At 42.0% G+C, this 12,827-nt stretch carries 14 protein-coding genes; 7 read left to right on the top strand and 7 right to left on the bottom strand.

The window, feature by feature from the left end; translation table 11 throughout:
- Positions 1–16 precede the first annotated feature (16 nt).
- From bioB to NPE20_RS03270, 3 genes are all read left to right on the top strand, one after another.
- Positions 17–1,033, top strand: coding sequence for a biotin synthase BioB (gene bioB / locus NPE20_RS03280; protein ID WP_256537171.1), 1,017 nt, complete (start codon positions 17–19; stop codon positions 1,031–1,033).
- Positions 1,034–1,098: 65 nt separating this feature from the next.
- On the top strand, positions 1,099–1,413 hold the full coding sequence (locus tag NPE20_RS03275; RefSeq protein WP_256537170.1) for a ferritin family protein: 315 nt from the start codon (positions 1,099–1,101) through the stop codon (positions 1,411–1,413).
- A gap of 300 nt (positions 1,414–1,713) precedes the next feature.
- Positions 1,714–2,580, top strand: a complete 867-nt coding sequence (locus tag NPE20_RS03270; protein ID WP_256537169.1) for an SAM hydrolase/SAM-dependent halogenase family protein — start codon at positions 1,714–1,716, stop codon at positions 2,578–2,580.
- Here the strand turns inward: NPE20_RS03270 and NPE20_RS03265 are convergent, their stop codons facing one another.
- Together NPE20_RS03265 and NPE20_RS03260 are read right to left on the bottom strand one after the other, a co-directional pair.
- Positions 2,581–2,862, bottom strand: a complete 282-nt coding sequence (locus tag NPE20_RS03265; RefSeq protein ID WP_256537168.1) for a UBP-type zinc finger domain-containing protein — start codon at positions 2,860–2,862, stop codon at positions 2,581–2,583.
- Between the two features lie 61 nt (positions 2,863–2,923).
- Positions 2,924–3,802: a diiron oxygenase gene (locus NPE20_RS03260; protein WP_256537167.1), complete on the bottom strand. Its 879-nt coding sequence runs from the start codon at positions 3,800–3,802 to the stop codon at positions 2,924–2,926.
- A gap of 1,335 nt (positions 3,803–5,137) precedes the next feature.
- Here NPE20_RS03260 and NPE20_RS03255 point away from each other — a divergent pair.
- On the top strand, positions 5,138–6,487 hold the full coding sequence (locus tag NPE20_RS03255; RefSeq protein ID WP_256537165.1) for a PhoH family protein: 1,350 nt from the start codon (positions 5,138–5,140) through the stop codon (positions 6,485–6,487).
- A gap of 60 nt (positions 6,488–6,547) precedes the next feature.
- Here NPE20_RS03255 and NPE20_RS03250 read toward each other — a convergent pair whose 3' ends face one another.
- Together NPE20_RS03250 and NPE20_RS03245 are read right to left on the bottom strand one after the other, a co-directional pair.
- Positions 6,548–6,871, bottom strand: coding sequence for a hypothetical protein (locus tag NPE20_RS03250; protein ID WP_256537164.1), 324 nt, complete (start codon positions 6,869–6,871; stop codon positions 6,548–6,550).
- Positions 6,872–6,875: 4 nt separating this feature from the next.
- Positions 6,876–7,001 carry a hypothetical protein gene (locus tag NPE20_RS03245; RefSeq protein ID WP_256537163.1) on the bottom strand — a complete coding sequence of 42 codons (126 nt, stop codon included), beginning with the start codon at positions 6,999–7,001 and terminating at the stop codon, positions 6,876–6,878.
- A 383-nt stretch (positions 7,002–7,384) separates the two neighbouring features.
- Here NPE20_RS03245 and NPE20_RS03240 point away from each other — a divergent pair, with 383 nt between their 5' ends.
- Positions 7,385–7,585 (top strand): hypothetical protein, encoded by a 201-nt coding sequence (locus NPE20_RS03240; RefSeq protein WP_256537162.1) that lies wholly within the window; start codon positions 7,385–7,387, stop codon positions 7,583–7,585.
- A 4-nt stretch (positions 7,586–7,589) separates the two neighbouring features.
- On the opposite strand, the gene NPE20_RS03235 is transcribed toward NPE20_RS03240, so the two are convergent.
- Positions 7,590–8,363 carry a GDSL-type esterase/lipase family protein gene (locus NPE20_RS03235; protein WP_256537161.1) on the bottom strand — a complete coding sequence of 258 codons (774 nt, stop codon included), beginning with the start codon at positions 8,361–8,363 and terminating at the stop codon, positions 7,590–7,592.
- Between the two features lie 94 nt (positions 8,364–8,457).
- Here NPE20_RS03235 and NPE20_RS03230 point away from each other — a divergent pair, with 94 nt between their 5' ends.
- Positions 8,458–9,639, top strand: coding sequence for a threonine aldolase family protein (locus NPE20_RS03230; protein ID WP_256537160.1), 1,182 nt, complete (start codon positions 8,458–8,460; stop codon positions 9,637–9,639).
- A gap of 56 nt (positions 9,640–9,695) precedes the next feature.
- Here the strand turns inward: NPE20_RS03230 and proC are convergent, their stop codons facing one another.
- A complete protein-coding gene (proC, locus tag NPE20_RS03225; RefSeq protein ID WP_256537159.1) occupies positions 9,696–10,511 on the bottom strand; it encodes a pyrroline-5-carboxylate reductase in 816 nt (271 codons plus the stop codon).
- Positions 10,512–10,513: 2 nt separating this feature from the next.
- Positions 10,514–11,305 carry an acetylglutamate kinase gene (gene argB, locus NPE20_RS03220; RefSeq protein WP_256537158.1) on the bottom strand — a complete coding sequence of 264 codons (792 nt, stop codon included), beginning with the start codon at positions 11,303–11,305 and terminating at the stop codon, positions 10,514–10,516.
- A gap of 215 nt (positions 11,306–11,520) precedes the next feature.
- Here argB and NPE20_RS03215 point away from each other — a divergent pair, with 215 nt between their 5' ends.
- Positions 11,521–12,819 carry an NAD(P)/FAD-dependent oxidoreductase gene (locus NPE20_RS03215; protein WP_256537157.1) on the top strand — a complete coding sequence of 433 codons (1,299 nt, stop codon included), beginning with the start codon at positions 11,521–11,523 and terminating at the stop codon, positions 12,817–12,819.
- Positions 12,820–12,827: the final 8 nt, after the last annotated feature.

Raw genomic sequence — 12,827 nt, 5'->3', positions numbered from 1 at the left:
CAAAACGAATACGAATATGACTGAAGTAAGATACGACTGGACACAGGAAGAAATCTCAAAAATATACCATTCACCATTGCTTGATCTGATATTCCGCGCGGCAACTATTCACCGCGAGAATAAGGATTATGCCGAGGTACAAATAAGCTCGTTGATCTCCATCAAAACAGGCGGTTGCCCCGAGGATTGTGCTTACTGCCCTCAGGCGGCGCGCTACAATACCGGGGTTGATGTGCATGCTATTATGCCTAAAGAAGAAGTTATCGCAGTAGCACAAAAGGCTAAAAATGGCGGCGCTTCAAGGCTTTGTATGGGTGCTGCATGGCGCGAAGTACGCGACAACCGCGACTTTGACAAGGTGATTGATATGGTGAAAGCGGTTAACGCCATGGATATGGAAGTATGCTGCACACTGGGTATGCTTACCGAAAGCCAGGCTCAACGTTTAGCCGATGCAGGCCTGTATGCCTACAATCATAATTTAGATACCTCTGAGGATGATTATAAACGTATCATCACCACCCGTACTTATGACGATCGTTTACAAACGCTTGATCATGTGCGAAAGGCAAAGATCTCTGTTTGCAGCGGTGGTATCATCGGTTTAGGCGAAACCGCTCAGGATCGTATCTCTATGCTGAAAACATTATCAAACATGCCAAAGCACCCAGAGTCTGTGCCGATCAATGCATTGGTACCTGTACAGGGTACACCGCTGGCCAATCAGCCACGTGTTTCTGTTTGGGATATGGTGAGGATGATTGCAACCACCCGCATTATTATGCCTAAAACGGTTGTAAGGCTTTCTGCCGGTCGTACCGAAATGAGCACTGTTGAACAAGCTATGTGTTTTATGGCGGGTGCTAACTCCATTTTTGCCGGCGAAAAATTACTAACTACACCAAACCCATCGTTTGATGAGGACATGGCCATGTTCCAACTTTTGGGCTTAACGCCACGTAAGGCATTCAAAAACGGTCGTCCCAATGTTTCAAAAGAGATAAAGGAAATGAGTATTAATGAGGTGATATAATATCATCCCATAAGCTTCATAAAACAAAAATGCCATGTTATTCTTTTATAACCTAAAAGTATAACATGGCATTTGATCAATATCACGAACCGGCCAGCGAGCTATCGGACGAAACCCGGACCTTTGCACGCATGATCGTATCCCTGGGCGAAGAAGCAGAGGCTATCAACTGGTACGAGCAACGCATATCTGTAGAGAAAGACCCGCAGGCTAAAGCCATTATGCAGAACGCCCAGCACGAAGAGTTTAAACACTTTGGCATGGACCTGGAGTTTCTATTGCGTAAGAAACCCGCATGGCGAGAAACTTTGCAAGCCATTTTATTTAAGGAAGGTGATATTGTTAAATTGGGCGAAAAGGGAGAAGAAGCATCGGGATAATTTTTAGATTACTTGCTCCGTAGTAGCAAAAGGTCGGTAGCACAGAAATTGATTATCTGCTCTGTGCCGTAGGTACAGAACTATACCCTTGCACAAATAATATCTTAACTAAAGGTTATGTACCCACGGCACATAAATTATGTTACTTGATTTTTTCTACCGACCTTGAACCCCGATGGGGTTATAAAAGGTATGCGTCTGCGCAGTAATCCCTCGGAATAATTTAACACAACACTTTCGCGCCAAAGTAAACGCAATATTTTCAAAATGAAACTCCTAAAACCCTTAGTCTTAATATTAATGCTATTTGGCATTAATACATCTTTCTCGCAAAACAAGATCATCGTTTACCAATCTGATTTTGGATTAAAAGATGGCGCCGTATCCGAAATGAAAGGCGTGGCCATCGGTGTATCTGCCGATCTTAAACTTTACGACCTAACCCACGAGATCCCTAACTATAATATATGGGAGGCATCGTACCGTTTATTCCAAACCATTAGCTACTGGCCAAAGGGAACCGTGTTTGTTTCGGTAGTTGACCCGGGGGTAGGCACATCGCGTAAATCGATAGTATTGAAAACCAATACAGGCCAGTTTATTGTTACGCCAGATAACGGCACACTAACCTTGGTTGCCGAAACCTATGGCATAGCAGGTGTAAGGGAAATTGATGAAGTAAAAAACCGTCGCCCGGGTTCTGGTAAATCCTATACTTTTCATGGCAGGGATGTTTATTCATACACCGCCGCACGCCTGGCCTCAGGTGTGATCACGTTTGAACAGGTTGGGCCCGAGCTGCCAAAGCAGGTAATAAAGATTCCTTACCAAAGATCGGTATTTGAAAATGGCAAACTAAAGGGGACTATCGATATTCACGATGTGCAGTACGGAAACATCTGGACAGACATCAGCGACGAACTGGTTAAAAAGCTAAACCTCAAATACGGCGATATGCTGCATCTAAAAGTTTTTAATAAAGGTGTACTGGTACACGAAAGCGATGCGCCTTATAGCGAAACTTTTGGCAGTGTACCCGAGGGTAAGCCCTTAGCTTATCTAAACAGCCTGATGCAACTATCCTTCGCGTTAAACATGGGCAGCTTTGCCGATACCTATAAAATTGGAAGCGGTAGTGATTGGAGCGTGGAAGTCACTAAGAAGTAGTTAATACTCCACAAATTGTTCATCTACATAACACCAAAGCCAGCGCTCGTCGGGCTGTGCCGATGCTATTACGGGGTGACGCTCGGCATGATAATGTTTGGTCATGTGGGTCTCGTCGCTTTGATCGCAGCATAGTGTAATGCCACAGGTTTGGCAGGTGCGCAAATGGAACCATTGGGTGCCTTGTTTTATACATTCTTCGCATACATGCTCATCGCTCAGTTTAACTTCTGTTATGGCTTGTAAGTGTTCGCAAAAGCTTGGGTCTATATCCGGCGTCATTGTTATTTATTTAAAGCTAAGATAATAATGCTGGTTGAAAACAAGATTATTTGTGGTTAAATTAAACTTTGGCATTCAATAGTAACCGCCATGCCCAGCGCGTGGTTGTATTAAATCCTTTCCACTCGCCCACAAAATCTATAATATCTTCAAGGCAGGTATCGGCGAACTTTTGTTTAAAGTTGGTGACAGCTATTTTATAAACAGCATCCGGGTCCTTCATGCCAATGCGCTCGTATATTTCTCTTTTTACGTACATGGTACGCACAAATAAAATATTGAATAGTATGATATAACTATACATGGTCCGCTTAATGTACCCCGCTTTTGCGGCGTATGTTTTTAACAGGCTTTTTGTAAAAAGTATATGCCTGGCCTCTTCAATATTATGCAGATCAAACATCTTCTTTATAACCGGGTAAACAGACGGCGATTTCCGGGCATGGTTACCATAAACATCTGTAACCAGTTCAACCGCTACACTGCCCATAAACAGGTAGTCTGCCGGCAGGTATTTATTACTAAACTCACCTAAAAACTTATGCATCCGGTTCTGTTGGATAGGCTTACCACCTAATTTGGCTATAGCCTGCGCAAACATTTCCTGGTGGCGAAACTCTTCTATCAACTCCCGCAGCAAAAATTGATGTTCTACATTATCGGCCGATAATGTAAGCAGGTGCCTGGTCATAAATACACAAAACAAGCCTTCGCCCCAGGCATATGATGCTATTACCTGAACCAGTTCGTGCCGGCCCAATTCCAGCTTTTGGGTGGGGGTAAGGGTGTCATAAATTTCGAGGCCTTGTAAAGAGGTGAGCAGTTCGGGCAAAAAAATATCATCGGGCATGGGTTCCAGTTGCCAGGGGATATAAGTTTCGGGCAGTAAAGGGTGTTCTCTGCTTATTTTTATTAAACGCTCAACCTCGCTGGTATCCATATTTTTATGGCGATTCAATCTTTATCTAAAGATACTACATGTTTAATAAGATGTAGTCCGTTTTGTTTTAAACGATACTTTCCCGTTATTAATATGTCCTGATCTATATACTTCTTTTTAGAATTGGAGGCTTTTATCCGTTTTCAAAACTAAAGAATGGTACGTATTTGACTGAAAAAATCTGATTTATCTTAATCTTACGCCTTTTTTAATTTAAGTAATTATTTGGTTTAAACCGGTCGCTGTGGATAAGGGCGATGTTTATAAATCTATTACTTGAAGTGTAAATTGCTATATATAACCTGTGGATAAACCTTTAATAAATGTTAATAACGTGTTAAAAAGAAATTTCAAAAAACACTTGACAAAAAGAATAATAGTCCCGATATTGTATTTATCAAGAACGACGTACTTTGACAGCCTTACAGGATTACAGAAACTGAATCGGGTGAACCTTCGGGGGAACTAAAGATCAGGGAAGTACCTGAATTACATGAAGGGAATAAAATGCGAAAGCAATTTATCCCGGAAAGTGATTAGATAGGTATTATGGGCTTTGCAAAACTCTACGGAGAAAGGCAAACAAAATAATGACCTTGAAGCAATCAGCGTTAGCGTAACAAAGAGACATCGGCATTCATAAGAATAAAGAGGATCAGCGTTGCACGAATAACGACAGAGTCGACTTCCCCAAGGGAGAAGGACAAGATCAATATTCGCAGATGTAATGACTCATCAGCACTCGCAAGAGGAAAGAAGAATACATACGGAACGAATTTGAAGGCGTCACATCCGCAAGGAGACAGACAAAATCAGCAGACGTGTTAACAATTGAGAGTCGGAATTCATTTGAATAAAGAGACATCAGCGTTCGCAACAACAAAGAGGAGATCGGGTCGGTTAATTTTACACAAAACTTGATGCTTTATGATGGCTACGGTCATTCATAGAGTCGGGAAAAACGGGAGTCATTTCGAAAGAAGAGGCTTCCGTTTTCCTATTTTAAGGGCTTTTTTTATTCTGCAAAGTATGGGCCTGTGCGATTCTTTCCCCGCCAAGTCAAGCGTCCTCGCTTAACTTTAAATATATTCAGCGTCCACGCTGAATGATCATTTGTTGTTATGAGAACGTGGACACTCTTAATTGCATTCATTCAAGCGTAGTCGCTTAAACTGGCGTATTTGCTCCGGGGGAGCATCCTGTTTATAGGTTATCAGAATTCTCCCTTGGCTCCATAGGAGTCTCCTAATTAAGCTGAAAGTATTTTACGCGTTTGCACCGCTGAGAAAGGCTTTGAATGAGGCTTTTCAATCCAAAATACCTAATTTAGCCTTGATGATGGAATCTACAGGAAAAACAGACGGAAAGAAGAAAATATTTGTGCTGGATACCTCGGTTATACTTTATGACCACAACGCCTTTGAGAACTTCCAGGAACATGATGTAGCCATACCCATACAGGTACTGGAAGAGCTGGACAACATGAAGAGCGGTAATGATACCCGCAATTTTGAGGCACGCAGCTTTATAAGGATAATGGACGACATGTCGCGCAACAGGCTTATAAACCAGTGGCTACCACTTAACGGTAAAAGCAAAGGTTGTTTTAAGGTGATAATGGATGTTAAAAATGCCAGCGCCGATGCCGAAGTTGTTTTTGGATCTGATAAGATAGATCATCGCATACTAAACGCCGCCCTGGGTGTTCAGTTTGAACATCCCGACAGGAAAGTGATCCTGGTATCGAAAGACATATGCTTGCGGCTGAAAGCAAAATCGCTTAACCTGTATGCAGAAGATTATGAAACAGGTAAGGTAAAAAATCTGGAAGAGCTTTATACCGGCAAAACCGTTTTAAATAAAATTACCGAAAAGCTATTAGGCAAACTCAATAAAAACGATAGCTTGCCCATCAATGACCTGGGCATCGACCCCAAGGCTGGAAATCAGTTCTATGTATTAAACAGCAAAAATGGGTCGGCATCGGGCTTTTACAATTCCCAAAGCGGGCAACTGGAAAAAGTTACCGAGCAGCCGGTGTTGAATATATTTCCACGTAATACAGAGCAGGCTTTTGCTATACATGCGCTGCTACACCCCGATATTAAGCTGGTAACTATACAGGGCAACGCCGGTACTGGTAAGACCCTATTAGCCTTAGCCAGTGCCTTGGAGCAACGTAAACATTACCGACAGATATTTGTAACCCGGCCTATAATACCGTTAAGTAATAAAGATATTGGCTTTTTGCCGGGCGATATAAAATCAAAAATAGACCCATACATGGCCCCGATATGGGACAATCTGAAATTTATTAAAGATCAGTTTGTCGACGATGAAAAGATGCAGGCCAAACTTGATGAGTTAGTGGCAAATGATAAAATATCTATTACCCCGCTGGCATTCATCCGTGGGCGTACACTAAGCAAGATCTTCTTTATTGTTGATGAGGCGCAGAACTTAACCCCGCACGAGGTGAAAACCATCATATCCCGCGCAGGCGAAAACAGTAAATTTGTGTTCACCGGTGATATTTACCAGATAGATACCCCGTACCTTGATGCAGAGAGTAATGGTTTATCGTACCTTATAGATAAGGCGAAAGGGCATCCGCTTTACGCTCATATCACCTTGCAAAAAGGTGAAAGGAGCGAGCTGGCTAATTTAGCCACGGAGTTGCTGTAATATTTTGACAGCGTCAATGTCAGTCTGAGCTTGTCGAAGACTTGTGCACAAGGGCACTGCTTACGTTCTTGGTCTTTTAGGGTTAAACGCAACCAGATAATCCAATTCATCGGCAATGATAGTCCGTTTATCAATTTGGCTATCATCACGGGTATACGATTGTTTAAGCCCGGCTTTAACCGAATTTAATACCTGCAGCAATATTTCCGGGACTATTTTGGTTGCATTAGTAGGGTAGTAGTTCTTTTGGATCTTTATCCTGTCGGCATTGGTAACCATGCTAAATTCCCAATTATCATCTGCCTTAAAACCATGCTCTTTGGCAAGGTTGGTCAGATCATAAAGATACATTTTGGTTTGTGTCTCGATAGTTTGTTCACTCATTTAATTATTTTTTGCTTGATAGATCCGAAGAAGCCGAACCTTTACCTGATTGATATGCTGATTGCTTTTTGTTTACGTTTACGGTAGGTGCCTTTTTTGTTTCCTTAACCGTTTTTCTGTCTTTACTCATTGTATTGTGTGTTAATTGATGTTATGATCTGCTAATATTTGTAATGGCAATCATCTGCAGGTATTCATTAGCCAAAGCTTAATATTACCTTATCAGAAATTGGCAATGCCTAAATAAATTACTTTGTGTATGGGAAGGAATTTCTTAAAGCTAACCTTTATTTATTTAAAATCGGTGGATTTTAAGATATTTAATAAATGTAAATTATAAATAGCTATTTGTTACGCATTGCTATGCGCTGATATACAGCCTAGTATGGTTTTAAATTAAGCTTAAAGGATTTTATTTAAACGAAAATCCGTTTAAAATGACTATATTGTCACCTTACAAAGCATCCGCTTTCCCAAGCGGATGCTTTTTTTATTCACTAATCCAGATAAAATATGGCAAAATCGCAGGCAACCTTCATGAAAAAACAATTGGAAAAAAACCGGCAAAAAAAGAAAGAGGACAAGGCTCAGCGTAAACAGGAGCGCCAGGAAAACTCGTCAGGCGGCGATATGGATGGCATGATGGCTTACGTAAACGAATTTGGCGAGATAGTTTCTACCCCGCCCGATAAAAAACAAAACGAGCAGGATTAACCTGTTACTTATACAACACCTTGTAGATGGCCTTGCCCCAAAGTTTCCCTAAACGGGCAGCGCCTTTCTGGTTAGGATGCAGGTAAAAAATACCTTGCCGTCCTTGTTCATGTAACGCAGCATCTTTATAGTTTTTCTTAAAGTAATCAAAACCCTGTGTATCTCCTACAAACACGTGGCCTGGGTTTATTGTGCTATAATTTTTAACAAGCAAATCAATCTGTGGGAAATAAGTTTGTAGCCTTTCTAATCCTTCGGCTAAATAAACAGAATTGTTTTGCGTATTAGGGCTATACCATAAAGGGTGGTTAATGATCACTTTACTATTTGGATAACGCTTTAACAGTTCGGTAATAATAGTATTTAAGTTTGTACGATATTGATCTGGTGAAACAGGTGCGCCGTGTGTGCCTTTTACGGCACTGTCATTGGTGCCCAACATTATCGAAAACATCAGTTGTGCGTCTTTATCGGTATAAAAAGCATCTGCCGCTTGTATAGTGTTTTTAAAATCATTGTCGCCGGGTAAAAAATCAAGTGTGGTATGCCCGCTTACTCCCTGGTTACTTTGGGTAGCATCAATCTTCATTTGGTCCTTTAAATAGGCGATCACATAAACAGATGGCTGCATTTCGGTCTTGTTTTCGGAGCCGGCGGTAATACTATCGCCAATGAATACAATATTTACTTTTTTGAATTTATTTAACTGGAAAGCGCTAAATAAAATAATGCTTAGCAGTAAAGTAACTTTTATGTATTGCGAGCATCTTATTTTCATAATAGGTTGTTGTATAATGGTTAGGGCAATAATAATCATTTACAATCAAAAGCATTATATTAGAAGCAAGCAATTAACCCAAACTACCTGCACAATGAACGACTTAAAAAGAAGAAACTTTTTGAAGCTATCCGGCTTAACAGTTTTACCTACTCTTTTGCCAGGCATTGCCGCAAAGGCATTCGCAAGTGAAAGCCCAAACTTGCAGCCTGCCGCAAATGAAACCGTAAGCTTTAATGATGATGGGCCATTTTACCAACCCGCCGAATACATTAACAAGTTACAGGAAATAAACGCTGCCCAACCCATAAAAATGGACTTTTATGGTGGCGGTGGGGCGGTTGCACAACTATGCGAACAATTTGCTGGTTTGACCGGTAAGCCCGCCAGTATCTACATGCCATCGGGCACAATGGCTAATCAGTTAGCTATATCTGTGCTTAGCGGCGAAAACACTAAAATATTTGTGCAGGAAACCAGCCATATTTATCGTGATGAGGGCGATTCGGCGCAATCTGTTTTTAATAAACGTTTAATACCAGTAGCGCAGGGCGAGGCCCATTTCACGTTGGAGCAATTGCAGCAGGCAGTTAATTATCACAACCAGGGTGAGGTGTTTAAAAGCGGCATAGGCACTATTGCTATTGAAAATCCGGTTCGCAGGTGCGATGGTAAGTTTGTGCCATTAGAAGAGATCAGGAAGATATCGGCGTGGTGCCGCCAGAAGGGATACAAGCTGCATTTAGATGGTGCGCGTATATTCCTGGCAATGGCTTTTAACGGAGTATCGCTAAAAGAGTATTCCTCTTACTTTGATACCGTTTACATATCTCTTTACAAATATCTGGGCGCGGCCGGCGGCGCTGTTTTATGTGGCGATAAAGAAACCATAAGCCACATGGAACACCTTATAAAAATACATGGCGGTACAACTTTTAGCAGCTGGGGTAACGCGGCAATGGCGTTGCACAATTTAAACGGATTGGAGGATCGACTGAAAAGATCGGCAGATAAATCAAAAGAGCTTTTTGCGGGATTGAATAAGTTACCGGGAGTGAAGATTACCGCCATACCAAATGGTTCTAATATTTTCAATATGGAACTTACAGGCGTTGATGCCAGGCTGTTTAGTAAAACACTGGCAGATAAGTATCAGGTAATGTTGAGGGCACAAAAAGGCACAACCCAGATCCGCGTTAACGAAACCTTGTTGAGGCAGGATAACCAGCGAATTATAAGTGCCTTTGACGATGCTTTGAAGGTGGCGAAGGTTTAAACTCTGTGGTGCGATAACGAAGGATCTTCGCTATCGCACCACATTTTGATATAAGATTACTCGCTTTTATAAAGCGCGCCTGCTTTTTCTGCAGAAACTTTGATACCCTTTATCATAGCCGAACTAAATCCGTTGTGTTCCATCTCGTTAAGGCCGGCTATGGTACAGCCTTTTGGCGATGTAACCTTATCAATTTCCTGCTCGGGGTGCGATGCCAGTTGTAATAACAGGTCTGCCGCGCCTTTGGCTGTTTGGGCAGCCATTTTAAGGGCATCATGCGCATGGAAACCTATTTCGGTACCACCTTGCGATGCGGCACGAATAGAACGCAGGAAGAACGCGATACCACAAGCGCAAAGCGCTGTTGCCGATGTCATCAACTCCTCGTTTATCTGGATGCTTACACCGACTGTATCAAACAACGATAATACCAGGCTTACGTTAGCTGCAGAGGCATTATCGGTAGCAATACAGGTCATACTGTGTCCTATGGCTATAGCAGTATTAGGCATGGCGCGGATCACCTGCACATCTAAACCCAGCTGATTGCGAATATCCTGGCAACTAACACCCGACACTACGGATATAAGCAGGTGTTTGGTTTGATTAGCGGCAGGTTTTATCTCGTCCAGTAATTTGTTTAATTGTTGCGGAAGGATGGCCAGTACTACAATATCCGCTTTGGTAACGGCTTCGGCATTGTTACTGGTTACGTTGTACCCTTCATCTGCCAGTGCAGCAAGGGCTGCTATATTACGGCGGGTAAGCGTAATTTGCTGCGGGGTAAATATTCCTGCTTTTACTAATCCTTTTGCCAATGCAAGGCCAATATTACCACTGCCTAAAATGGCTATATGCTGTTGTGTTTCCATTGTTATTTACTTAAACGTGTACCAAAACCCTGTTTATTTTTTATTTGCCCCAGATCGTCAGAATGCCCTATGATAACGGCCTTTACCCCGCAAGATATAGCTGTAAAAGCGTTATCCATTTTGGGGAGCATACCACTATGAATGATCTGCTCGGTCTTTAATTTCTCGTAGCGTTCGGGGTTTATCTCTCTTATAAGCGAGTCTTCGTCATTAATATCTTGCAATACACCTTTCTTTTCAAAACAGTATACCAGTGTTGTTTCAAATAATGCTGATAATGCCACCGCCAGTGCAGAAGCAATAGTATCGGCGTTGGTGTTTAACAGCTGACCCTCGCCATCGTGCGTTAAGGCGCAAAAAACAGGGGTGAAGCCACCATCAAGCAGTTTACTAATGTTTTGCGGATTGATAGATCCTTCGAACAGATCGCCTGCAAAACCATAATCAATAGTTTTAACCGGGCGTTTTTTTGCACGGATAAAATCGCCGTCGGCACCGGTAAGGCCTATGGCGTTATTACCATAGCGTTGTAATTGGGCTACTATATTTTTATTGATCAATCCGGCATAAACCATGGTAACGATACGCAGGGTATCAATATCGGTTATACGCCTGCCATCAACCAATTTGGCTTCGATCCCCATGGTTTCCGAGATCTGCGTAGCAACTTTACCACCGCCATGTACCAGTATCTTGTAACCATCAAGCGCGGTGAAATCCTTCAAAAAACGGTGCAGGTTCTCTGAGTTATCAATTACGTTTCCGCCTATTTTTATAATGTGCAGGGCTTGCATTTTTTATTATATATAAGTTCGATGGCAATTATAGTCAAAATTTGGTTGGGTGGTGGCATAGCAGGCGAACTTTAACCACAGAGGGCACAGAGATTTTTTACAGATCGTGTATCCGGTTAAAAAACATCCATCATTAAAACACATATTTACTTTATCCTGTTACTTAGGATACAGCAGCGGTTGTATAATATTTATATTGCACCTTTTAATTATATATGGATAAACAAAAAAACGCTATACCACGTGTTGTAATAATTGGCGGTGGTTTTGGCGGCGTACAACTGGCTAAAAAACTAAAAAATGCACCTGTAGAGGTTTTATTGCTCGATAAGCATAACTATCACACCTTTCAGCCTTTACTTTACCAGGTGGCTACCGGCGCCATAGAGGGCGATTCAATAGGTTTCCCCATCAGGCGCATATTTAACAGGCAAAAGAATTTCACCTTCCATTTAGCCGAGGTACAAAAAATAAATACCGATACCAATACCATTACTGCCAACATAGGCGATATAAAATACGATTACCTGGTAATTGCTACGGGTGCCAACACCAATTACTTTGGCAACAAAGAACTGGAGCATTCCACAATGCCTATGAAAAACATTGCCGAAGCTTTAAACATACGCAGCCTTTTATTGCAGAACCTGGAAAAAGCTTTGGTTACCAATGATAAAGCTGAGCGCGATGCACTGCTCACCTTTGTAATTGTAGGCGGCGGGCCAACGGGGGTGGAGCTGGCCGGTGCAATATCAGAACTGCGAGAATTTATTTTGTGTAAAGATTACCCAGGCCTTTGCAACTCGGATATGAAAGTATTCTTAGTGGAGGGCAAATCAGAACTGTTAGCTGCCATGTCGCCGCAGGCATCTATAAAAGCTAAAAAGTTTTTAACCGATATGGATATTACCATTTTTAACAGCGTACATGTAGAAAGTTATAATGGTATAATCCTGAAGATAGATGACGGCACAACTATAAATACTCGCAATGTATTTTGGGCCGCGGGTGTTAGGGGAGAGGTACCCGATGGCATGCCCGAAGAAACTGTTATGAAAGGTGGCCGCTTACAAACCGACGAAATAAACCGTGTTAAAGGCTTCCAGAATGTATTTGCTATTGGCGATGTATCAGCTGTTATTACCGAGGCAAATCCTTTAGGTTTCCCCGGTGTGGCGCAGGTAGCATTGCAGCAGGGTAAATGCCTGGCTAAAAATATTACCAACATTATAAAGGGCAAACCTACAACACCATTTAAATATACCGATCTGGGTACAATGGCAACCATTGGTCGCAATAAAGCCGTGGCCGATCTGCACAAACTGCGCTTCCAGGGATTTTTTGCATGGTTGTTGTGGATGTTCGTTCACCTGATGTCGTTAGCGGGCTTTAGCAATAAGGCTATTGTATTTTTTAACTGGGCCATAAATTACCTTACCCGCAATAGCGATAACAGGCTGATCATACATTATTTTAAAACAGATACAATGATGACCGACCCTGTAGCACGATAAATATATTA

The organism is Mucilaginibacter aquariorum, assembly GCF_024498135.1.
GTDB lineage: Bacteria > Bacteroidota > Bacteroidia > Sphingobacteriales > Sphingobacteriaceae > Mucilaginibacter > Mucilaginibacter aquariorum.
This window is presented reverse-complemented; position numbering and strand designations above follow the sequence as displayed.

Coding starts and splice junctions, on each gene's coding strand:
- NPE20_RS03235 (WP_256537161.1), bottom strand. CDS start 8,363: ATGAAAATAAGATGCTCGCAATACATAAAAGTTACTTTACTGCTAAGC.
- NPE20_RS03270 (WP_256537169.1), top strand. CDS start 1,714: ATGCTATTTGGCATTAATACATCTTTCTCGCAAAACAAGATCATCGTT.
- NPE20_RS03265 (WP_256537168.1), bottom strand. CDS start 2,862: ATGACGCCGGATATAGACCCAAGCTTTTGCGAACACTTACAAGCCATA.
- argB (WP_256537158.1), bottom strand. CDS start 11,305: ATGCAAGCCCTGCACATTATAAAAATAGGCGGAAACGTAATTGATAAC.
- NPE20_RS03215 (WP_256537157.1), top strand. CDS start 11,521: ATGGATAAACAAAAAAACGCTATACCACGTGTTGTAATAATTGGCGGT.
- NPE20_RS03260 (WP_256537167.1), bottom strand. CDS start 3,802: ATGGATACCAGCGAGGTTGAGCGTTTAATAAAAATAAGCAGAGAACAC.
- NPE20_RS03255 (WP_256537165.1), top strand. CDS start 5,138: ATGATGGAATCTACAGGAAAAACAGACGGAAAGAAGAAAATATTTGTG.
- proC (WP_256537159.1), bottom strand. CDS start 10,511: ATGGAAACACAACAGCATATAGCCATTTTAGGCAGTGGTAATATTGGC.
- NPE20_RS03230 (WP_256537160.1), top strand. CDS start 8,458: ATGAACGACTTAAAAAGAAGAAACTTTTTGAAGCTATCCGGCTTAACA.
- bioB (WP_256537171.1), top strand. CDS start 17: ATGACTGAAGTAAGATACGACTGGACACAGGAAGAAATCTCAAAAATA.
- NPE20_RS03245 (WP_256537163.1), bottom strand. CDS start 7,001: ATGAGTAAAGACAGAAAAACGGTTAAGGAAACAAAAAAGGCACCTACC.
- NPE20_RS03275 (WP_256537170.1), top strand. CDS start 1,099: ATGGCATTTGATCAATATCACGAACCGGCCAGCGAGCTATCGGACGAA.
- NPE20_RS03240 (WP_256537162.1), top strand. CDS start 7,385: ATGGCAAAATCGCAGGCAACCTTCATGAAAAAACAATTGGAAAAAAAC.
- NPE20_RS03250 (WP_256537164.1), bottom strand. CDS start 6,871: ATGAGTGAACAAACTATCGAGACACAAACCAAAATGTATCTTTATGAT.